Genomic DNA, 20,322 nt, shown 5'->3' on the forward strand with positions numbered 1-20,322 from the left:
CGCGGCTACATGCCGCGGAACAGGCTCATGAAGGGCTGGCTGACCACCAGCGTTTCCGGCCGCTGGCGCAGGCGCAGCACACCGCGCCCGGTATCGTCGCGGCTGACCGCAGCGACCGATTTCATGTTGACGATGGTCGAGCGGTGGATCTGGCGGAAGTGCTGCGGATCGAGCAATTCCAGCAGTTCGCGCAGCGGGGTGCGCAGCAGGCTCTCGCCGGCGGCGGTGATCACGGTGGTGTACTTGTTGTCCGCGCGGAAGTAGACCACGTCCTCCAGCATGATCAGCTGGGTCTCGCGGCCATTGCTGGCGGTGATCCACGCCAGCGGCGGGCGGTCATCGTTCTGTCCCGGTCCCAGACGCTGCAGCAGGCGTTCCAGCACCGCATCATCGTGGCGCGTGGAGGGCAACCGCGCCAGGATGCGCTCGCGCGTGGCCAGCAGGCGCTCATCGCTGACCGGCTTGAGCAGGTAGTCCATCGCACCCTGTTCGAAGGCATCGATGGCGTACTGGTCGTAGGCGGTGACGAACACCACCTGCGTGCGCGGGCTGAGCTCGGACAATGCACGCGCGACCTCGATGCCGGTGATGCCCGGCATGCGGATGTCGAGGAACGCGATGTCCGGCTGCTTCTCGGCCAGCTGCTCCAGTGCACTGGCGCCGTCTTCGCACTCGGCCACCAGCTTCAGCTCCGGCCACAGCCGGCGCAGCTGGTCCACCAGCGACTGCCGCAGCAGTTCCTCGTCCTCGGCAATCAGGGCTTCAAGCGGCATGGCTGCGCTCCTTGCTGGATGGCGGCAATGTCATGGTCGCAGCAACGCCGCTGGGGAAATTGGCGACGATCGCTACGCCGGACTGCTCGCCGCAGGTCAGGCGCAGCCGCTCGCGCAGGTTCTTCAGGCCGATGCCGGTGCCACTGGTGGTGCCTTGGCTGAAGCCGAGCCCATCATCGGCCACGGTCACCGTCACGTGGTCGTCGAAGCCGCGCGCCAGGATCCAGATCGTTCCACCTCCGGGCTTGGGCTCCAGGCCGTGCTTGATCGCGTTCTCGACCAGCGTCTGCAGCGCCATCGCCGGCAGCTTCACCGCATGCAGTTCCGGCGGCACCTGCACCTCCACCGCGAGCCTTGCGCCCATGCGGATCCGCAGGATCTCCAGGTACGCGCGGGTACGCTCCAGCTCCACGCCGAGGGTCGACATCGATTCGTCCACCTGCGGCAACGAACTGCGCAGGTACTGGATCAGGTGCCCCAGCATCTGCTCGGCCCGCGCCGGATCGGTGCGGGTCAGCACTTGGGCATTGGCCAGCGTGTTGTACAGGAAGTGCGGCTCGACCTGCGCGTGCAGCAGGTTCAGGCGCGCCACCGACAGCTCCTTTTCCACCTGGGTCTGCTCCGCGGCGGCCTGCTCGGTGCGGCGCTGGTCGGCCACCCGACGGCTGATCGCACGGGTGACCGCTTCGGCATTCTCGTAGTTGCTGCCTTCGTCCAGCGCCAGCAGATCGGCCCACCAGCCCGCATCGGGCTCGAACAGCAGGGTGACGGTACTGGTGCCCTGCCCGGGCGTGACCGTGGCCAGCACACCGTTGCGCTTGATCGCCAGCCGCGCGGGCAGGTTCCAGCGCGAGGGCTGGCGGCCGTTCCAGGGGTCGACGCGGCGCACGTAGGCGCGCACCTGCAGGCTGCCGGCCGCGCTTTCCACGTCCTCCACCCGGGGCAGCTCGGCCACGGCCGCCTCGACCACGGCAAAGGCCTGGCCGGCATCCATCGGCAGTTCCACCTGCCGACGCTGGCGCCCGGACAGCGTGCTCGCGTCCAGGCGCCCGGCCACCAGCCAGACCCGGCGCACATGGCTGATCGCACTGCCCAGCGCGGTAATCATCAGGAACATCGCCAGCAGGCCGAAGATCCAGCCCGGGCCATCGTTCATGCCGCTGAAGATGCCGCTCCAGACCATGCCGGCCACGACCAGCGCCGCGGCCCAGGCCAACAGATGACGGAAAATGAGAGTGAGGCTGGCGAACACGGCGGCGCCTTGGTGAAAGGGGTAAGCCGAGCATAGGGCGGCCTGCCGGGCAGACAAGCGGCCTGCGACGAAGTGCGGGAAAGCCGCGATGGAACCCCTCACGGAAACGCCGGGCGTGGCCCGGCGCTACCGGGGGGGGGCGGGGCAGCGCCCCGCCTTCCCTTACTTCCGCTGCCCCGCGCTTTCGTCACGCACGGCGCGGAACGATTCGTCCTTGCTCCAGTTCGGCCAGCTGCGCGAGTTCGCCAGCTGGTTGCCCAGGGTGTACAGCACCTCCAGGTCGCGGGCGGCGCCGGCGAACACCCAGTCCGGCTGCCACTCGTCGCCCTGCTGGTGGTAGCGCTTGGCGGTGTAGTCCTCCGACGCCTTCCTGCCAGCAGCCACGCCCCCGTCCACCCAGTCCTGTCCGGCCGACCAGGACAGCGCCGGCACGCCGCGCTTGGCGAACGGGAAATGGTCAGAGCGGAAGAACAGGCCCGCTTCCGGCTTCGGATCGGGCGTATAGCGGATGTCCCAGCCCTTGGCCACCTCTTTCAGCTGGTCCAGCAGCTCGAAGCGCGCGGCACCGTAGATGCCGAAGTCGCGCGAGGGGCCGAACGGCGCCATGCCATCCATGTTGATCACCGCCACGGTCTTCTCCAGCGGATACAACGGGTGGGTCGCGTAGTACTCCGAACCCAGCAGGCCCTTTTCTTCGGCGGTGACCGCCAGGAACAGCAGCGAGCGCTGCGGCTGCTTGCCCTTGGCGAAGCCACGGGCCAGTTCGAGCAGCGAAGCGGTGCCACTGGCATTGTCCAGCGCACCGTTGAAGATGCGGTCGCCGCGGGCATCGGGCTCGCCCACGCCGATGTGGTCCCAGTGGGCGCTGTAGATCACGGTCTCGTCCGGGTGGCTGCTGCCTTCCAGCCGCGCCGCCACGTTGTGCGAGGTGATCACCTCGGTCTTCACCGCATACTTCGCATCCAGGCTGGCGCCGGTCAGCGTGATCGGCGTGAAGTCGCGCTGCTGCGCCTTTTTCTTCAGTGCCTCGAAATCCTGGCCGGCCGCGCGGAACAGGTCCACGGCCAGGTCGCGCTGGATCCAGCCTTCCAGCAGAGGGTGACTGTCGGCCGGGTTGTCGCGCACCACATCGAACATGGTGTTGGTGTTGGAGCCGGCGACCGTGGCCCAGCCGTACGAGGCCGGTGCGGTCTCATGCACGATCAGCACGCCCAGCGCGCCCTGGCGTGCGCCTTCCTCGTACTTGTAGGGCCAGCGGCCGTACCAGGTCATGCCCTTGCCGTCGAAGTCGCCCTTGCCGGTCTCGAAGTCCGGGTCGTTGATCAGCACGACCGCGATCTTGCCCTTCAGGTCCACGCCCTTGAAGTCGTCCCAGTTGCGCTCCGGTGCCTTCACGCCGTAGCCGAGGAAGACCAGCGGCGCCTTGCTGATGTCCACCGTGCTGGCGCCGTTCATGGCCGCGCGCACGGCGATCTGCTTGCCCTGCTCCAGCGCGATGGTCCTGTCGCCCTGATGCAGGGCCAGCTGCGGCGTACCCACGATGTCGCCCTTGCGCAGCGGCACGGCCTGGGTCCACAGGCGCTTGCCATCCTTCAGGTCGCCACCCGGCTGCAGCCCGGCGTCGGCAAACTGCTTGCTCAGGTAGGCGATCGTCTTCGCTTCGCCTGCCGTGGCCGGCGAACGGCCCTCATAGGCGTCCGAGGCCAGCTCCTTCACGTCGGCGGAAATCCGCGCGCCATCGAATTTCGGCGTGGCCGCCATCAGTGCGCCCGACACCGACAGGGCCAGCACGCCCAGTGCTACTCGCTTCATTGCTCTCTCCAGCAGGGAAATCCCAGCCGAGTGTACAAAAGGGGCCCGAGGGATTTAAGGCGCTTTTGGCACTGTCGGATGGGCCCGCGCCAGCAGGTGATCGCGTTCGCGCACGTTGTCGGTGAGCGCGGCAGCGGCCTGGAACGCCTGCCGGGCGTCTTCGACCCGACCCAGGTGCTGCAGCACTTCACCACGGACGACCTGCAACGGTGCGTAGTCACGCAGACGCTCATCGGAGAGCAGCGGCTGCAGATGCGCCCAGGCAGCGAACGCGCCCTCACTGCGCAGGATGGCTACCACCCGGTTCAGCGCCACCACAGGCGAAGGCTGGATCTGCAGCAGCCGCGAATACAGCCCGGCGATGCGTGCCCAATCGGTCTGGTCGGCCTGGCGCGCCGTTGCATGGCACTCGGCAATGCAGGCCTGCAGCACGTAGGGATCGTCGCTACCGCCGGCCGACAGCGCGCGGGCCAGCGCCTGCCGCCCGCGTTCGATCTGCAGCCAGTCCCAGCGTGCGCGGTTCTGCTGGTCCAGCAGCACCGGCCGGCCCTGCGCATCCACCCGCGCCGCGGCGCGCGACGCCTGCAGTTCCATCAGTGCCAGCAGTCCCAGCACGGCGGCGGCCGGCATGCGGTGGGCGAGAATGCGCACCAGGCGAAGCGCCTCCTCGCACAGCGCTGGTCGCATCCAGTCATCGCCGCCACTGGCGGCGTAGCCTTCGTTGAACACCAGGTAGATCGCTTCCAGCACGGAGGCCAGGCGCGCGGGCAACGCCTCGGCACGCGGCACTTCATAGGGCACCTGCTTCTGCGCGAGCGTGCGCTTGGCGCGCACCACGCGCTGGGCGATGGTCGGTTCCGGCTGCAGGAACGCGCGCGCGATCTCGCTCGTGGTCAGCCCGCCGAGCAGGCGCAGGGTCAGCGCCACGCGCGCGTCCGCGGGCAGTACCGGATGGCACGCCACGAACATCAGGCGCAGCAGATCGTCGCCAAGATCGTCTTCCAGCGCGGTGCTGTCGTCCGGTGCCGGCAGCGCGGCCGGATGCAGTGCCTCGCCCCACTGCGCATGCTGCTGCGCCACCCGCTGGTGCTGGCGCAGTACATCGATGGCCCGGTTGCGCGCAGTGGTCATCAGCCAGGCTCCAGGATTGTCCGGGATGCCCTGCTCCGGCCAACGCTCCAGCGCGGCCAGCCAGGTGTCCTGGGCCAGTTCCTCGGCACGGCCGACATCACCGCCGAGCAGCCGCGCCAGGCGCGCGATCAACACTGGCGATTCCATCCGCCAGAGAGTCTCCAGGCGCTGGGTCAGGGCGGGCTCGTGCATGCGCCGATCACAGCATGCACGATCCCGCCGCACAAGCACCGGCAGTCACGCTTCGACGATGGGCCTGAAACCGCCCCAGAACATCCGCCGGGTATCGAACGGCATGTCCTTCGGGCCGATGCCGGCCAGGCGCGGATCGGCCATCACCTTCGCGTTGATGCGGTCACGTGCCGCACGCGATCGGAACACCACGAAGGCCACGATCACGGTCTCGCCCGGCTTGGCCTTCACCGCACGCGGGAACGAGGTCGACGTGCCGGGTTCCACGTCGTCGGCCACGCATTCCATGTACTGAAGCGCACCGTGATCCTTCCACACCGCACCGGCCTTGCGGGCAAGGCGGCGGTAGGCCGCGACCTTGTCCTCGGGGCACGGCAGCACATAGGCATCGACGTAAGCCATGAGCGTTCTCCTGTCGTCGGGCGTGGCCGCTCAGCCCGGCTCGCCGTCCATGTGGGCGATTTCCCAGAGATGTCCGTCCAGGTCCTGGAAGCCACGCTGGTACATGAAACCATAGTCGCGCGCCGGCTGCGGTTCAGTGGCACCGGCGGCAAGTGCCTTGTCCACCATCACGTCCACTGCGTTGCGGCTGTCGGCGGACAGGCAGGTGATCACCTCGGTCTGCGCCTGCGCGTCGGCGATCGCCTTGGTGGTGAACTGCTGGAAGAACGGCTTGACCAGCAGCATCACGAAGATGCTGTCGCTGACCACCATGCAGGCCGCGTTCTCATCGGTGAACGCCGGGTTGAAGCGGTAGCCCAGTGCGGCGAAGAAGGCCTTGGACTTGTCCAGATCCTGCACGGGCAGGTTGACGAAGATCATCTGCGGTTGCGGTGTGCTCATTGCTCAGGTTCCCTGGGAAATGGAAAGAAGGCGGGCGATCAGGGCTGCTTCATGCAGTTGACCATCCACGGCTTGCCGTAGCGATCGGTCAACATGCCCCAGCGGTGCGCCCAGAACGTCTCGGCGATCGGCATCTGCACCTGGCCCCCATCGGCCAGCGCGGCGAACACGCGCTCGGCCTCCTCGATGCTGTCGACATCGACATTGATGGTGGTCGAGCCGCCTTCGCCGGCACCGGGGCCGTCGGCGGCCATCAGGATGGCACTGCCGATTTCCAGCTGGCTGTGGGCCACGTGGTCAAGGGTGTCGGCCGGCATCTCGTTGCACCCCGGCGAGCCGTCGGAGGGGGGCATGTCGCGGTACTTCATTTCCGAGGTGACCTGGCCACCCAGGGCCTTGGCGTAGAAGGCCATCGCCTCGTGGGCCTGGCCGCTGAAGCCAAGGAAGGGAATCAGTTTCATCGGGGTGCTCCGTTCGGTTGAAGATGTCGAGTGTTCGCGGCGTGGCGGGGCTCAGCCTTCGAGCTGCTCGCGCAGACGCTGTTCCTGCTGCTGTAATTCGGGGGTGAAGGCTTCGCCGAAGTCTTCGGCGGAGATCAGCGGGCGCACCTCGAGCGTGCCACCACTGCCAAAGGGGGCGCGGCTGGCCCATTCCACGGCCTCGTCGAGCGAGCGGACGTTCCACAGCCAGAAGCCCGCGATCTGGTCGGCGACGGGCGCGAACGGGCCGCTCTCGACCTGCGGTCCGCCGCCGCCGAAGTGAATGCGGCGGCCACGCGCGGTGGCATGCAGGCCTTCACCGGCCAGCATGATGCCGGCGGCAACCAGCTGTTCGTTGTAGGCGCCCATGGCCGTCAGCTCCTGCTCGCTGGGCAGGCGTCCAGCTTCGGAATCGGCGTTGGCTTTGACGATCACCATGACTTTCATGTGGGTCTCCCGTGGGACGCAGGTGCGCGCCCTTCACTGTTACAACGAACGAGGGGACGGGGAATCGACAAATTCTCAAAGTTTTTTTTGGGGGGACCGGGGACCGGTCTCCCGCGCTGCAACATGCCCCGGCGCAAACCTGCGCGATCATGCAGGTCCGCCCCGCCCCGCCAGGATCGCGCCATGCAGCAGTACCTGCTTCTGATCTACATCGAACCTGCCTTGCTGCAGGCCCTGCCGACCGAGGCGTTCAACACCTTGATGCGCGACTGCCTGGCCCACGCCGACAGGCTGCAGGCCGAAGGCACGCTGCTGCTGGCGCAGAAGCTTCAGCCGGTGGATACCGCGCAGACCCTGCGTGTCCGCGATGGCCACAGCCGGGTGCTGGATGGCCCGTTCGCCGAAACCCGCGAGCTGCTGGCCGGCTTCAATCTCATTGTCGCGCGCGACCGTGACGAGGCGATGCGCATCGCGCGCGAGTTCCCGTGGGCACGGTTCGGCAGCATCGAAGTGCGCCCGCTGGAGGACATGGACGCCGAGCGTGAGCGCTGCGGCGCCCCGCCCGCTATGGCAGCAGCCGTACTCTGACCTCGCGCTTGCCGATGCCCTCGTTGCCGCTGTAGTCGCGCACGCTGGCACGCACGATGTAGTCCCCCGGCGGCAGGGCTGCCGGCTGCCAGCGACCGGTCTCCATCAGGCCATCGCGCACGGTGTTGGTGACCAGGTAGCGGAAACGGGTGACGGCGCTGCCGTGCACCGTGATGCCGCTGTCCGGTGCGTAGGCAACCTTTACGGCGGCATTCTGCGGCGGCATGCGGTTGAACACGATGTTCCAGCGCGGCTGCTCGTAGCCCTGCAGCGGCCGACCGGCCGCATCCAGGATCTGGTAGCCCACCTGGTACGCGCCCAGCCTGCGCCGGGCCAGGTTGTTGTCGACCTGGTCCCAGGCCTCGACCACGATCTGCACGCCCCGTCCCTGCCGCGCGACCATCACGCTGCCGTCGCTCCCCGCCGTCATCGGTTGGTCGTTGGCGTCCAGCAGCGCCACATCGGTGATGCGCGGCGCGAAGTGATCGGCGAAGTTGCGGAACCCCAGCGCGACCGCGTTGGTTTCAAAGCCGCTGGTGCCCACCGCCAGATGCACGTGCGCCTGGCTGTTGATGCTGCCCAGGCGATCGCCCACGTGGATGCGCGTGCCCCGGCGCACGCGGATGCGTTCCAGCGCGCCCTGGTCGTCATACAGCGCCTGCCAGCGCGCGTCGAACGGTTCCCCGCGCGGCGTGCGGCCCACCCGCATGTGGATGTACTTCAGCCGGTCCACCGCCAGCCCTTCGCCCTGCCCGCCCAGGCTCCAGCTGGCCACCGGGCTGCTGATCTTGCCCTCGGCAATGGCCAGCACGGTCTGGCCGACATCGCCGCGCACATCGAAGCCGCCGTGCAGATGGTGCCGGCTCTCACCCCTGAAATTGCCCCGCACCTCACCCAGCGTGCCGACCACTTCGTGCCAGCCCTCCTGCGGTGCCAGCGGCCAGCGCCCGGCCGTGTCCGGCAGCGCTGCATCAGCGGCGGGTCCAACCAGCGCAGGGGCCGGAAGCTCGCCCACCGGCAGCGGCCGCAGCCGATGCAGCCGGTATCCGGCCGCGTCGGCCACCAGCAGGCTGCCATCCGCATCCAGCGCCAGGCCGCTGGGGCGCGCCAGCCGCGGCAGTCGGTCATTGCCCACCAGTGCGATCTGGTGGCCCTGTGCGGTGACCTGCACCACGCGTCCCTCAAGGTCGCCCACGTACAGCACGCCATCATGGGTCGCGGCCAGCGACAGCGGCCCGTTGATGACCCCGCCACTGCCGACCCACGTTCTGACCGTGCCATCGGCACCGACACGACGCACCGCGTTGTTGAACAGATCCGCCACCAGCAGGACCCCGTGCGCGTCGAAGGCCAACGCCACCGGTGTATCGAACCGCGCCTCGCCTCCTGCCGCGTCGATGAAACCAGGCCGATCGCCCCCGGCGAGGGTGCGCACACTGCCGTCGGTGCCGATCACCCGGATCCGGTCGTTCCAGGTATCGGCCACGTAGATCTGCCCCTGCGCATCCACCGCAATACCCATCGGCGCATCGAAACGTGCCTGCGCGCCGGGACCGTCGGCGTATCCCTGCTCGCCGCCGGCCAGCGTGGTCACCTGGCCATCGACGCCAATGCGGCGGATCGCATGGTTGCCGGTGTCGGCCACGTACAGATTGCCCTGTGCATCGGCGGCGATGCCGGACGGCGTGTGGAAGCGTGCCTGTAGTGCCGGGCCATCGACGCGACCTTCGCCCTGCCCGGCCACGGTCTCGACGCGGCCATCGGGCAGGCGGCGGCGGATGCGGTTGTTGTCGCCGCCATCGGTGAAGTAGACGCTGCCATCGGCCAGCCGCAGCAGCGCGTAGGGATCGGCGAAGCGCGCCTGCGCGGAGGCGCCATCCCGATCGCCCGGATGGCCATCACCGGCCAGCAGTTCGATCTGCGCGGTCCATGCCAGCGGCGTCGGCGCCGGTCCCGCAGGTGTCTCGGGGTGGGGTTCGTCCGGCAGCCAGAAGGTCGCCGCCAATGCACCGGCGGTTGCCACCGCAACCGCCGCCATCCAGTATCGCCGCGCCATCGTGTTCCATCATTCAACGGGGAGCGACGAACTTAGCCAGTAGTTCCACCAATGCCAACCCGCATCGGCCTCAGCCGCACGCTCGGGTGCTGTTGCAGCGCGCACTTTTATTTCGTCAGGCCAGGCATCGCTGTGCTTCAGCGGCCCTACCCTGCGCTCGCACAGCGCAGCCTGGTTGGCCGGCTCCAGCGCGGTGTCGAGCAGCAGCGCGTCCGCGAACAGCTTCCAGTCGCCATCCTGCATGTAGGACGCTACCGCATGGGGATGCGATCTCAGCGCGGGCTGCGGAAACGCGACGGCCCACACCTGCTTTCGCCCGTGCGATTCGCTGCTGCGCAGGTAGCGCCGTACCGCTGCGCAGGAATAGCGGATGTGGGTGGCCATGCAGGTGTTGCCCGCCATCCTGCACGACCCCAGCCGGCGGCCCTTGCCGGTGGCGAAATCGTGCCGGCTCAGGCCCAGGATCAACCGGTCGGGGATCGTGCCGAAGGTCTGCTCCAGGCGCGGATGATGGTAGTTGGCCATCGCCGTCGGCGGCTGCGCCGGCACCAGCATGGCCATGCGCAGGTTGCGCAGCGGCGGGAATCCATAGCCATCCAGACCGGCAGCGCGACGGTAGTAAGCGTCCTGCATGCCGCGCAGCGGCGAAGAGCCGTTGCCCAATGCGTTGTTCATCACGTACGCACCCGAGCTGTGGGTGAACACCCGCAGCGGCATGTCCGTGTTGTCCACACCCGCCAGCACCCTGCGCAGCTCCAGTCCCACGTAGGGCCCGTTGAGCTGGGCGGCCCCCCAGATCAGGAACGCGTTGCCATGCATGCCATCCCAGTACACGCGCACGAATGACAACGTCTGCCCGCTGGCCGCCCCGCGCTCGCGGAAATCACGCTCCACCCGTTCGTACCAGGCGGCCGCCTCGCGGTAGTCGTTGTTGTAGCCGTGCACCAGCAGCACCACCACACGGCCGTCCTCCGCAGCACGATCCAGCTGCTGCGAGGCGCGCGCACGCAGCACCTGCTGGATCTGCTGCCAGGTGTCAGTGAAGGCGGCGTCGGGCGTCACCCCGGTATCGGCAAGCAGGCTGCGCCACGCCGCTGCCGAGGCGGCACCTGGCACTGCCGACTGCTGGTAGAGATGCCGGAGCGTCGCGAACTCCGCCGACGACGGGCGTGCCCCTTCCAGCATCTGCTGCACCGGCACCGCCACGCTGGCTGCGGGGTAGAGACTTCCTTCACGGTCCAGGAACAGCGCGGTTGCGTCCTGTCGTCGTTCGGCATCGCGATACAACACGTTCTTGCTGGCACAGCCATTGCATGCGATCGCGAACAACAATGCCGCGACCACGCTCCTGATAGGCTTCATGCACATCCCCCTGTGGATTCGATGCTGCAGGCCGGATCGTCCCTCGACGCCCGGGCCGGCGCTCCCCGCCCACCCGTGCAGCGCCATCCTGCCGCGGCCGAGGGGCGCCCACAATCACCGTCCGACGAGTGGCTACTTTGCCGGCACCTCGATGCGGATGCCCATCGCCTCGCGATAGCGCGTGTACAACGCCATCACCTTGTCCACGTAGGCCAGCGTTTCCGCGTAGGGCGGTACGCCCTTGTAGCGGGTCACCGCGCCGATGCCGGCGTTGTACGCGGCCGCGGCAAGCGTGCGGTCGCCGTTGTAGCGGCGCAGCAGCGCGCGCATGTAGCGCGCGCCACCGTCGATCGACTGCTGTGGCGAGAACGGGTCGCTCACCCCGTACTCCAGTGCGGTCTCGGGCATCAGCTGCATCACGCCCTGGGCGCCCTTGCTGGACACCGCCAGCGCGTCGAAGTTGCTTTCTGCGTGGGCGATGGCACGCAGCCAGGCATCATCAACACCGGTCGCCTTCGCTGCCACCCTGAACTGCCGCGCGTGCGGTGCCAGCTGCGGCTTGCCGACCCGGCCCAGGCCCTCATGCGCAGGCTCGCCCGGCGGCGTGGCCACGGTGAATTTCAGGAACACCCGCGAGCCCGGCAGATTGCGGGTGGAATAGACCAGCCGGCCGTCCTGCTCACGTTCGTACAGCACGCCGCTGAACACCCCCATGTTGCCCCACAGGTTCGGGGTCTGGATGGCGTTGTCGTCGATATCTCGCGCGGTGCAGCGCGAACCGGGTTCCGGCGCGGTGGCCAGGCTGACGGTGTTGCCCTGCACGCAGCGGTACACCGTGCGCGCAGCCGCCGTCCCGGCCCACAGGAGGGACAGCAGCATCAGCGCAGCGAGGACGGGGCGGCGGGTCATGGCGGCCGGATCATCCGGCCGCCCCCGCTAACGATGGGTGAATGCGGTGGCGGCCGCGCCCCTAGCGGGCCATCCGGCCGCGCAGCGCGTAGCCCACGCCCAGCAGCACGAACCACGCCGGGCTGGCGATCAGGGCCTGGCGGGTATCGGCCTGCAGGCTCAACAGGACCAGCACGCCCGCGAAGAACACCAGGCACGCCCAGCACATCGCCACGCCACCGGGCATCTTGAAGATCGAGGCCTCGTGGCGCTGCGGGTAACGGCGGCGGTAGACCATGTAAGCCACCAGGATCAGCGACCAGACGAAGATGAAGAGCACCGTCGCCAGCGTCGTCACCAGGGTGAAGGCGGTCACCAGATTCGGGATCAGGTAGATCAGCAGCGTGCCGCCCAGCAGGCACAGGCAGGAGAACAGCAGCCCGCGGGCCGGCACCGCCGCGCGCGACAGTTTCGACAGGCCGCGCGGCGCGTGGCCTTCTTCCGCCAGGCCATACAGCATGCGGCTGGTGGAGAAGATGCCGCTGTTGGCCGAGGACGTTGCCGAGGTCAGCACCACGAAATTGATCAGGCTGGCGGCGGCAGGGATCCCGGCCAATACGAACAGCTGCACGAACGGGCTCTTGTCCGGCACCACCTGCCGCCACGGCGTCACTGCCATGATCGCCACCAGCGCAAGCACGTAGAAGATGATGATGCGCACCGGGATCGAGTTGATCGCCTTGGGCAGGTTGCGCTCCGGGTCGGCGGTTTCAGCGGCGGTGGTTCCCACCAGCTCGATGCCGACGAAGGCGAACACCGCGATCTGGAAACCGGCAAAGAAGCCGACCAGTCCCATCGGGAACATGCCACCGTCGTTCCACAGGTTGGCCAGCGAGGCGGTGTGCCCGCTGGGCGAGGTGAAGCCCCACGCCACCAGGCCGGCGCCGGTGATGATCAGCGCGCAGATCGCCACGATCTTGATCAGCGCGAACCAGAACTCCATCTCACCGAACAGCTTCACTGTCACCAGATTCAGCCCCAGCAGCAACAGCACGCACATCAGTGCCGGAATCCACGCATCCAGGCCGGGGAACCAGAACTGTGCGTACGCAGCGATGGCGATGACATCGGCGATGGCGGTGACGATCCAGCAGAACCAGTAGGTCCATCCACAGAAGAAGCCGGCCCAGGGCCCGAGCAGATCGGTGGAAAAATCGATGAAGGATTTGTACTGCAGGTTGGACAGCAGCAGTTCGCCCATCGCGCGCATGACGAAGAACAGCATCGCGCCGATGATCAGGTAGACGAACACGATGGACGGCCCGGCCAGGCTGATGGTCTTGCCCGATCCCATGAACAGACCGGTGCCGATGGCACCGCCGATGGCAATCAGCTGAAGGTGGCGGTTGGACAGGCTGCGGCGCAGATGTTCGGGGGGCTGGGCAGGGTCGGTCATGGCGCGGAATCGGCGGGCGAAGCGTCCGACGGTAGTCCTCCCGGGCCGGTTGCGCCAGCTGGGGACGGGCTGAATCCGGCAAAGTTGGCCGCTTTCACCACAATGTGACCGAATACCTGATTCGTCCCATTCCGCCCGGCGCGGCGGCATGCTCAGATAGCCGCATCTGCCCAAGGATCGGCCCGACCATGCGCCCTGCCCTGCCTGCCTTGCTGGAGCCCCGGACGTGAGCCGACTGCGGATCATCATCGGGGGAACCGCGCTGGCGCTGCTGGCGGCGGCCATTCCCATCGCCGTCATGGCCTACGCCACGTGGGACCGCGCCGTCAGCGTGGAGCAGCAGCGCCTGCATGACATCGCCGAACGCACCCTGCGGCGTGCGGACCTGTCCTACCAGGAAGCACTGGCCGCACTGAAATCAGCCGAGGCCACCGCACTCCCCGCCTGCAGCCCGGAGCACATCCGGCGCATGCAGACGCTGGTGATGACCACCCCTTCGGCCGATCAGCTGGGCTATTTCGAAGGCGGCAAACTGCGGTGCACCTCATGGGGGCCGTTCCTGTCCGACGTGAACCAGCCCAGGCCGGACCACGTCACCAGCGACGGCGCCGGCATCGCGGTCGATGTGCGTCCCGAGACCAGCGGCCGCCGCAAGGTGCTGTCGATCCTGTATGGCTCCTACGACGTACTGGTCGATCCCCGCCGCTTCGTCGATGTCATCGTTGATCCGAACGTGCGGCTGGCCCTGGCCAGCCCCGACGGCCGCCTGCTGGCCCGGCAGAACGACATGGATCCGGCGCTGCTGCAGAGCCTGCTGCGCGATCCCGGCATTGGTCTGGACCAGAACACGCTGTACGCCACCGCTCGCAATGAAGAATGGCTGGCCATCGCCACCACCCCGCGGACCGCGCTCACCGCCAGCTTCCGCCAGCAGGCGTGGCTGTTCGTGCCGCTGGGCGTGCTGCTGGCCGCCGCCGGTGCCGGCCTGGTGATCTGGTTGTCGCGCCGCCGGCTGTCGCTGCGGGGTGAACTGGCCACCGCCATCCGCCGTCGCGAGCTGTACCTGCATTACCAGCCGATCATCGAACTGGACACCGGCATCTGCGTGGGCGCCGAAGCGCTGGTGCGCTGGCAGCGTCCGGACGGCACCCAGGTGCGTCCGGACCTGTTCATTCCGCTGGCCGAAGAGGCCGGCATGATCGGCGATGTCACCGATCTGGTGATCGAGAACGTGGTGCGCGACCTGCGCGAACTGCTGGTCGGCGATCGCAGCGCGCACGTGGCGATCAACCTTGCGGCCGAAGACATCAGCAGCGGCCGCGCGTTGAAGATGATCGCCAAGCACATGACCGGCAGCGGCATCCTGCCGCAGCAGATCTGGATGGAGGCCACCGAGCGCGGCTTCCTCGACCTGGACCGCGCCCGCACGATGCTGGCCGCGGCACGCCGCGCCGGGCACAGCGTCGCCATCGACGATTTCGGCGTGGGCTATTCCAGCCTGCAGTACCTGGCACAGCTGCCACTGGATGCGCTGAAGATCGACAAGTCCTTCGTCGATGCGATCGGCACCGACAGTGCCACCAGCCCGGTCACCCCGCACATCATCGGCATGGCGCGCGAGCTGGGCCTGTGGGTCGTGGCCGAAGGCGTGGAGACAGAAGCGCAGCTGGCCTATCTGCACGGTCAGAAGGTGCAGTTCGGGCAGGGCTGGCTGTTCTCCCGGCCGCTGCCACGCGACGAATTCGTGGCGTTCCACCACAAGCGGCAGCAGCGCTACGGCGCAGCGCGCGAACAGATGCAGAACCCGCGCAGCGTACCGATCGAACAGGAGCCACTGCCGTAAGCGTTACGCCCAGGCCTTCGGGCGTGCGATCAGCCACACCGCACTTGCCGCCAGCAACAGCAGCGGCAGCCAGCCCAGATGGCGCGCGTCGCCGGACTGCAGCACCAGGCCACCGGCCACGCCGCCGGCCGCAATGGCCAGGTTCCAGCCGGTCACCAGCATCGACTGCGCAAGGTCGGCCGCCGCGCCGGCGCGCCGCGCCAGTGCCGTCTGGAACAGGGTCGGCACCGCACCGAACGCCATGCCCCACACGATCGTCGCCAGCAGCAGTGCGGTCGCGCTCACCGGCCACAACAGCAGCGCCATGACGGCGGCGATGAAGCCCAGCACCGTGCTCCAGACCAGCGCATGCAGGTGGCGGTCCACACCCCAGCCAGCGATCGCGATACCGACAAGGGCCGCCATGCCGAACGCCAGCAGCAGGCGGTCCAGCCAGGCCCCCGCACCGGCCTGCAAGGCCAGGGGCTCGATGTAGGTGTACAGCACGTTGTGCGCGAGTACGTACAGCGCCATCACCAGCAAGGTGCTGCGCACGCCCGGCATGCGCCATACCGCAGCCAGCGACACACGCCGTCCGGAGCCGGCTGCGGGCAGGGCCGGCAGGGCCCAGCGCGCATAGACCAGCAGCAGCACCGCCAGCACGCTCATCAGGGCGAACGCCCAGCGCCACCCGATCTGCTGGCCCAGCAGGGTACCGGCTGGCACGCCCAGTGACAGGGCCAACGGCGATCCGATCATCGCCACCGCGATGGCGCGTCCCTGCAGCTCAGGCACCACCATGCGCGCGGCGTAACCTGCCACCAGCGACCACAGCAGGCCGCCACTGACGCCGGCCAGGAAGCGCGCCGCCAGAATCAGCGCGTAGCTGCTGCTCAACGCGGTCAGCGTATTGACCAGCACGAAGCCGGCGATCGCGGCCAGCAACAGGGGACGACGCGGCAAACGCTGGGTCAGCGCGGTCATCGGCAGCGCCGCCAGTACCGAACCCAGCGCGTACACGCTGACCAGCTGACCCACCGCCGCATCGCTCACACCCAGGCTGGCGCCCATCGGCCGCAGCACCCCGGCCGGCAGTGCTTCCGTCAGCAGGGTGATGAAGGCACCGCCGGCCAGCGCCAGCAGGCCGGCCCAGGGCAGGCGCGAGGCCGCACCCGCGGGGGCTGCCGCATCGATCGCGTGGCCACTCATCGTGCAGCCTCCAGATCGGCGTAGATCGCATCGCGCAGTTCATCCACGAATGCACCGTCCATGCCCTCGTACAGCGTATTGGTCAGCGCCACCACGCTCAGGCCCCGTGCCGGGTCGACGAACCAGCTGTGGCCGTACGCACCGCCCCAGCGCCAGCTGCCTGGCGCCTGCGGCGTTGCGCCGGCAACCGCATCGCGCAGCACGGCAAATCCCAGGCCGAAGCCCCAGCCTGCCGGCTCCGGCGGCCCCGCCTCACCCACCTGCGGCGTGCCCATCTGCGCCAGCAGCGGGGCCGGCAGCAGCGCAGGCGCCTGCCCGTCGCGCAGCGCCTCGAGCACTGTCATCAGATCGTCGGCCGTGCCGACCAGGCCCGCGCCGGCCGATGGATAGCGGCTGGCATCGGTGGCCCGGGCCAGGCTGTACTCGATACCGACCGTTTCCGGGAACACCGGCACGACCTCGCCCTCGCGCAGGCGGTGCGGCAGCGGGTCGTCGCTGACATAGGGCGTGGCCAGGCGGCTCGCGTCGCCGGTTGCGAAGGCGGTGTCGCGCAGGCCGAGCGGCGTCGCCAGCAGGCGCTCGAACAACGCCTGCAGGGTCTCGCCCGTTGCGGCTTCGGCCACCGCCCCGGCCACGTCCACGCCCAGCGAATACATCCACTGGCTGCCCGGCGGGAACAGCAGGGGCACCTGTGCGATACGCCGCACGTTGTCGGCCAGCGACAGCGGATTGGCATCCATGCCATCACTGACGCCGGCCCGCGCGTAGGGGCCGTGCGCATCGGCTTCCAGGAAGCGGTAGCCCAGGCCGCTGCTGTGACTGAGCAGCTGGCGCAGGCTGATGGCCGGCGTGCTGCCGTCGGCGAGCGCCGGCCGGAAATCGGGCAGCCAGCGCTGCACCGGCGCATCCAGATCAAGCACGCCCTCGGCGACCAGGCGCAGGATCACCACCGTCAGCAGAGGCTTGCTCACCGATGCCAGGCGGAACAGATGGTCACGGCGCATCGGTTCGCCGCGTTCACGGTCGGCCAGGCCGGTGGCGCTGGCGTGGCGCAGCACCCCGTGCACGCGCACCTGCACGACCGCACCGACCAGCCGGTGAGGGTGCACCTGCTGCAGCAGGCGCTGCACCGACGGCAGGGCGGGTTCAGTCACTGGGGAAAGAGCGGCATTCATGGCGGCAGTCCGTGGGAGGAGAGGCCGCCACCTTAGGCAGCCTGGACGCCGGCAAAAAGCCGGTTGCCGCTCCGCGCATCATGGACCGGGGAGTCCGCAATGGGCATGATGCCCGGAACCGGAAGGCCATCATGCCGCTCCCCTGCCTGCCACGCCCATGTCCGTTCTCGACAATCTCGCCAACCTGCAGACCTTCGTGCACGCCGCCGACACCCGCAGCTTCGTCGAAACCGGCCGCCTGCAGGGCATTTCCGCCTCCGCGGCGGGCAAATGCGTGGCGCGGCTGGAACAGGCTCTGGGCGTACGCCTGTTCCACCGCAGTACGCGCAGCATCACCCTCACCGCAGAGGGCCAGCTGTTCCTGGCCCGTTGCCGGCGCATCCTCGACGAGCGCGATGCCGCGCGTACCGAACTGGCGCAACCGCATGCCACGCCCAGTGGCACCCTGCGCATCAGCCTGCCGCTGGTCGGCGACCTCACCCTGCCGCTGATGGCCGAATTCATGGCGGCGTATCCGGACATCCGCCTCGACCTGGACTTCAGTGACCGCCTGGTGGACGTGATCGAAGAAGGCTTCGACGCAGTGCTGCGCGTGGGTGAGCCCAGCGATTCGCGCATGAACGCGCGTCGGATGGGGGTGTTTCCCCGGCGTGTCGTTGCCTCGCCTGCCTATCTGCAGCGGCGTGGCACGCCCCGCACCCCGGCCGACCTGCTGCAGCACACGCTGCTGCACTACCGCTTCCCCAGCAGCGGCAAGCTGGAGCCATGGCCGATCCACTGGCCCGAAGGCGAACCCGTGCAGGAACTGCCCGTGCACATGGTCGCCAACACCATCGAAGCCCGCGTGGCCCTGGCCCTGCGCGATGTCGGCCTGGCCTTCGTACCCGTGCATTCAGTGCGCGATACGCTGGCCGACGGGCGCCTGGTGACGGTACTGGACGAGTACGTGCACTCCTGCGGCACCTTCCACCTGTTGTGGCCCTCGGGGCGCCACGTACTGCCGAAGCTGCGCGTGTTCATCGACTTCGTCGGCGCGCGCCTGGACACCGTGCCGTAGCCACGCCGCGGCGCGACCATTCAGCCACCGGCGCTATACTGGCCGCTCATTCCTCCTTGAGGCTCGCGACCGATGCGCCATTGATGCCGCCGTCTTCGAACTAGACGGCCCGACGCTTCCCGCCCCTGTGCGCAGGGGAGAACACGGCATCCATGGAGGTCGCATGACCGCACATTTCCTCACGCTCGATCGCGTGTCGTATCGACTGGCCGATGGCCGGTCGCTGTTTTCAGACCTGTCGTTTTCCTTTGAACCGGTCGCCACCGGCCTGGTCGGCGCCAACGGTGCCGGCAAGAGCGTGCTGGCGCGCCTGCTGGCGGGGCAGATCACGCCGGACAGCGGCGACGTGCACCGCAGCGGCAACGTGTTCCTGCTGCCCACGCCCGGCCACCCACCCCGTGGCAGCGTCGGCGAACTGGCCGGCGTCGGCCCGCAGCTGGCCGCACTGGCGCGGATCGAGGCTGGCAGCATCGACGAGGCCGACTTCGCCTGCATTGGCGAGCATTGGGATCTGCGCGAGCGGCTGGCACAGCACTGGCAGGCGCAACAGCTACCGGACAATCTCGATCCTGCGCAGCCGGCGGCCCGCCTCAGCGGTGGCCAGGCGATGCAGGTGGCGCTGTCCGGCGCCTGGGCCAGTGGCGCCGACTGGCTGATTCTGGACGAGCCGAGCAATCACCTCGACGCCCGCCATCGGCAGCAGCTCTACGCGCAGTTGCAGCAGTGGACCGGCGGTCTGCTGGTGATCAGCCACGACCGCGAACTGCTATCGCACATGCAGCAGATCGTCGAGCTGGACGCGCACGGCCTGCGTCGCTACGGCGGACCCTGGCAGCACTATGCCGAGGCACGCGCCGCCGAGCGGGACGCAGCGGACGCACAGCTTGACCACGCACGTGCACAGCACCGGCGGCAGCAACGCAGCGCGCGCGAGCAGCACGAACGCCAACAGCAGCGGCAGGCACGCGGCACGCGCGAGGCGAAGCAGGCCAACCAGGCACCGATCCTGCTCGGCCGGCAGAAGCAGCGCGCAGAAGCCAGCCACGGGCGTGCGCAGCAGATCCAGAACGAGCGCCTGCAGGCCAGTGCCGCGCAGGTGCGCGCCGCTTCATCGGCCGTGCAGGCCATACCCGAGCTGGCCCTGTTTGCAGGCGAGGGCGAACGTGGCAGCACGCGCCTGCTGCAGGCAACTGATCTCGTACTGCCATACGGTTGCAGCCTGCCGTTGCAGCTGGAGATCCGTCGCCGGCAACGCATCGCCGTGATCGGCGACAACGGCAGTGGCAAATCGACCCTGCTGCGTGTGCTGGCCGATCACCTGCCCGCGTGCAGTGGCGCCGTGCAGCGCCTCGCGCCGCTGGCCCTGCTGGACCAGCAGCTGCTGGGGTTGTGCGGTACGCGCAGCATTCTGGACAGCGTGCAGGCCGCCAACCCCGCCGCCGATCCTGCTGAGCTGCGCACGCGCCTGGCGTTGCTGGGGCTGGATGCGCAGCGCATCCAGCGTCCCACCAGCAGCCTCAGCGACGGCGAACGGGTGAAGGGCGCACTGGCCAGCGTGCTGTATGCCGACCCGGCACCCCAGCTGCTGCTGCTCGACGAGCCCGGCAATGCCCTGGACCTGGGGGCACTGCAGGCGCTGGAACAGCTGCTGGATGCATGGCCGGGTGCGTTGATGATGGTCAGCCACGACCGTCACCTGCTGCAGGCCTTGCGGCCCACGCAGGTACTGCAGGTAACAGCAGACGGTTGGCAATGGCACGACCCACGCCCTTGAACCCCT

18 protein-coding genes are annotated in these 20,322 nt (G+C 68.6%); 4 read left to right on the forward strand and 14 right to left on the reverse strand.

All coding sequences use genetic code 11. The features are described from left to right. Window positions 1-5: 5 nt before the first annotated feature. The 8 genes from ABE543_RS02550 to ABE543_RS02585 form a co-directional block, all read right to left on the reverse strand. Window positions 6-773 (reverse strand): LytTR family DNA-binding domain-containing protein, encoded by a 768-nt coding sequence (locus tag ABE543_RS02550; RefSeq protein ID WP_346475247.1) that lies wholly within the window; start codon window positions 771-773, stop codon window positions 6-8. Continuing rightward, window positions 763-2,025, reverse strand: coding sequence for a histidine kinase (locus ABE543_RS02555; protein WP_053518853.1), 1,263 nt, complete (start codon window positions 2,023-2,025; stop codon window positions 763-765). The genes ABE543_RS02550 and ABE543_RS02555 overlap by 11 nt, the downstream gene beginning before the upstream one ends. A gap of 162 nt (window positions 2,026-2,187) precedes the next feature. Further along, complete coding sequence (locus ABE543_RS02560; protein ID WP_346475248.1) at window positions 2,188-3,837, reverse strand: M28 family metallopeptidase; 1,650 nt, start codon at window positions 3,835-3,837, stop codon at window positions 2,188-2,190. A 54-nt stretch (window positions 3,838-3,891) separates the two neighbouring features. Beyond that, window positions 3,892-5,160 (reverse strand): sigma-70 family RNA polymerase sigma factor, encoded by a 1,269-nt coding sequence (locus tag ABE543_RS02565; RefSeq protein WP_346475249.1) that lies wholly within the window; start codon window positions 5,158-5,160, stop codon window positions 3,892-3,894. Between the two features lie 45 nt (window positions 5,161-5,205). Next, window positions 5,206-5,562 (reverse strand): DUF1428 domain-containing protein, encoded by a 357-nt coding sequence (locus ABE543_RS02570; RefSeq protein WP_053518847.1) that lies wholly within the window; start codon window positions 5,560-5,562, stop codon window positions 5,206-5,208. A gap of 30 nt (window positions 5,563-5,592) precedes the next feature. Further along, window positions 5,593-6,003 (reverse strand): VOC family protein, encoded by a 411-nt coding sequence (locus ABE543_RS02575; RefSeq protein ID WP_193396624.1) that lies wholly within the window; start codon window positions 6,001-6,003, stop codon window positions 5,593-5,595. Window positions 6,004-6,041: 38 nt separating this feature from the next. After that, window positions 6,042-6,464: a VOC family protein gene (locus ABE543_RS02580; RefSeq protein WP_065182537.1), complete on the reverse strand. Its 423-nt coding sequence runs from the start codon at window positions 6,462-6,464 to the stop codon at window positions 6,042-6,044. Window positions 6,465-6,515: 51 nt separating this feature from the next. Next, the gene (locus ABE543_RS02585; RefSeq protein WP_111186600.1) at window positions 6,516-6,929 is read right to left on the reverse strand and encodes a YciI family protein; all 414 of its coding nucleotides are present in this window, start codon (window positions 6,927-6,929) and stop codon (window positions 6,516-6,518) included. 183 nt (window positions 6,930-7,112) lie between these two features. Between ABE543_RS02585 and ABE543_RS02590 the strand changes: the two genes are divergently transcribed. Beyond that, a complete protein-coding gene (locus ABE543_RS02590) occupies window positions 7,113-7,517 on the forward strand; it encodes a YciI family protein (protein ID WP_065175397.1) in 405 nt (134 codons plus the stop codon). On the opposite strand, the gene ABE543_RS02595 is transcribed toward ABE543_RS02590, so the two are convergent. The 4 genes from ABE543_RS02595 to cycA form a co-directional block, all read right to left on the reverse strand. Beyond that, window positions 7,495-9,573 (reverse strand): gluconolaconase, encoded by a 2,079-nt coding sequence (locus ABE543_RS02595; RefSeq protein WP_346475250.1) that lies wholly within the window; start codon window positions 9,571-9,573, stop codon window positions 7,495-7,497. The two genes, ABE543_RS02590 and ABE543_RS02595, sit on opposite strands and share 23 nt — an antisense overlap. A gap of 9 nt (window positions 9,574-9,582) precedes the next feature. Next, on the reverse strand, window positions 9,583-10,935 hold the full coding sequence (locus tag ABE543_RS02600; protein WP_346475251.1) for a hypothetical protein: 1,353 nt from the start codon (window positions 10,933-10,935) through the stop codon (window positions 9,583-9,585). A 132-nt stretch (window positions 10,936-11,067) separates the two neighbouring features. Further along, window positions 11,068-11,844, reverse strand: coding sequence for a lytic transglycosylase domain-containing protein (locus ABE543_RS02605; protein WP_346475252.1), 777 nt, complete (start codon window positions 11,842-11,844; stop codon window positions 11,068-11,070). A 61-nt stretch (window positions 11,845-11,905) separates the two neighbouring features. Next, on the reverse strand, window positions 11,906-13,279 hold the full coding sequence (gene cycA, locus ABE543_RS02610) for a D-serine/D-alanine/glycine transporter (protein WP_164151019.1): 1,374 nt from the start codon (window positions 13,277-13,279) through the stop codon (window positions 11,906-11,908). 226 nt (window positions 13,280-13,505) lie between these two features. Here cycA and ABE543_RS02615 point away from each other — a divergent pair, with 226 nt between their 5' ends. Beyond that, window positions 13,506-15,122, forward strand: coding sequence for an EAL domain-containing protein (locus ABE543_RS02615; RefSeq protein ID WP_065182542.1), 1,617 nt, complete (start codon window positions 13,506-13,508; stop codon window positions 15,120-15,122). Between the two features lie 3 nt (window positions 15,123-15,125). Here ABE543_RS02615 and ABE543_RS02620 read toward each other — a convergent pair whose 3' ends face one another. Together ABE543_RS02620 and ABE543_RS02625 are read right to left on the reverse strand one after the other, a co-directional pair. Continuing rightward, a complete protein-coding gene (locus ABE543_RS02620; protein ID WP_346475253.1) occupies window positions 15,126-16,310 on the reverse strand; it encodes an MFS transporter in 1,185 nt (394 codons plus the stop codon). Next, window positions 16,307-17,485: a serine hydrolase domain-containing protein gene (locus ABE543_RS02625; RefSeq protein WP_180875805.1), complete on the reverse strand. Its 1,179-nt coding sequence runs from the start codon at window positions 17,483-17,485 to the stop codon at window positions 16,307-16,309. The genes ABE543_RS02620 and ABE543_RS02625 overlap by 4 nt, the downstream gene beginning before the upstream one ends. 157 nt (window positions 17,486-17,642) lie before the next feature. Between ABE543_RS02625 and ABE543_RS02630 the strand changes: the two genes are divergently transcribed. After that, window positions 17,643-18,542, forward strand: a complete 900-nt coding sequence (locus ABE543_RS02630; RefSeq protein WP_053518823.1) for a LysR family transcriptional regulator — start codon at window positions 17,643-17,645, stop codon at window positions 18,540-18,542. Between the two features lie 163 nt (window positions 18,543-18,705). Beyond that, window positions 18,706-20,316: an ATP-binding cassette domain-containing protein gene (locus tag ABE543_RS02635; RefSeq protein WP_346475254.1), complete on the forward strand. Its 1,611-nt coding sequence runs from the start codon at window positions 18,706-18,708 to the stop codon at window positions 20,314-20,316. The last annotated feature ends 6 nt before the right edge of the window (window positions 20,317-20,322 follow it).

The sequence above is a fragment of the Stenotrophomonas sp. TWI169 genome (assembly GCF_039674705.1).
Lineage (GTDB): Bacteria > Pseudomonadota > Gammaproteobacteria > Xanthomonadales > Xanthomonadaceae > Stenotrophomonas > Stenotrophomonas maltophilia_P.

Bases quoted from the DNA above. Each gene is read 5' to 3' on its own strand.
- ABE543_RS02590 (WP_065175397.1), top strand. From the start codon at position 7,113: ATGCAGCAGTACCTGCTTCTGATCTACATCGAACCTGCCTTGCTGCAG.
- ABE543_RS02575 (WP_193396624.1), bottom strand. From the start codon at position 6,003: ATGAGCACACCGCAACCGCAGATGATCTTCGTCAACCTGCCCGTGCAG.
- ABE543_RS02595 (WP_346475250.1), bottom strand. From the start codon at position 9,573: ATGGCGCGGCGATACTGGATGGCGGCGGTTGCGGTGGCAACCGCCGGT.
- cycA (WP_164151019.1), bottom strand. From the start codon at position 13,279: ATGACCGACCCTGCCCAGCCCCCCGAACATCTGCGCCGCAGCCTGTCC.
- ABE543_RS02600 (WP_346475251.1), bottom strand. From the start codon at position 10,935: ATGAAGCCTATCAGGAGCGTGGTCGCGGCATTGTTGTTCGCGATCGCA.
- ABE543_RS02580 (WP_065182537.1), bottom strand. From the start codon at position 6,464: ATGAAACTGATTCCCTTCCTTGGCTTCAGCGGCCAGGCCCACGAGGCG.
- ABE543_RS02550 (WP_346475247.1), bottom strand. From the start codon at position 773: ATGCCGCTTGAAGCCCTGATTGCCGAGGACGAGGAACTGCTGCGGCAG.
- ABE543_RS02620 (WP_346475253.1), bottom strand. From the start codon at position 16,310: ATGAGTGGCCACGCGATCGATGCGGCAGCCCCCGCGGGTGCGGCCTCG.
- ABE543_RS02570 (WP_053518847.1), bottom strand. From the start codon at position 5,562: ATGGCTTACGTCGATGCCTATGTGCTGCCGTGCCCCGAGGACAAGGTC.
- ABE543_RS02625 (WP_180875805.1), bottom strand. From the start codon at position 17,485: ATGAATGCCGCTCTTTCCCCAGTGACTGAACCCGCCCTGCCGTCGGTG.
- ABE543_RS02630 (WP_053518823.1), top strand. From the start codon at position 17,643: ATGTCCGTTCTCGACAATCTCGCCAACCTGCAGACCTTCGTGCACGCC.
- ABE543_RS02635 (WP_346475254.1), top strand. From the start codon at position 18,706: ATGACCGCACATTTCCTCACGCTCGATCGCGTGTCGTATCGACTGGCC.
- ABE543_RS02560 (WP_346475248.1), bottom strand. From the start codon at position 3,837: ATGAAGCGAGTAGCACTGGGCGTGCTGGCCCTGTCGGTGTCGGGCGCA.
- ABE543_RS02565 (WP_346475249.1), bottom strand. From the start codon at position 5,160: ATGCACGAGCCCGCCCTGACCCAGCGCCTGGAGACTCTCTGGCGGATG.
- ABE543_RS02585 (WP_111186600.1), bottom strand. From the start codon at position 6,929: ATGAAAGTCATGGTGATCGTCAAAGCCAACGCCGATTCCGAAGCTGGA.
- ABE543_RS02605 (WP_346475252.1), bottom strand. From the start codon at position 11,844: ATGACCCGCCGCCCCGTCCTCGCTGCGCTGATGCTGCTGTCCCTCCTG.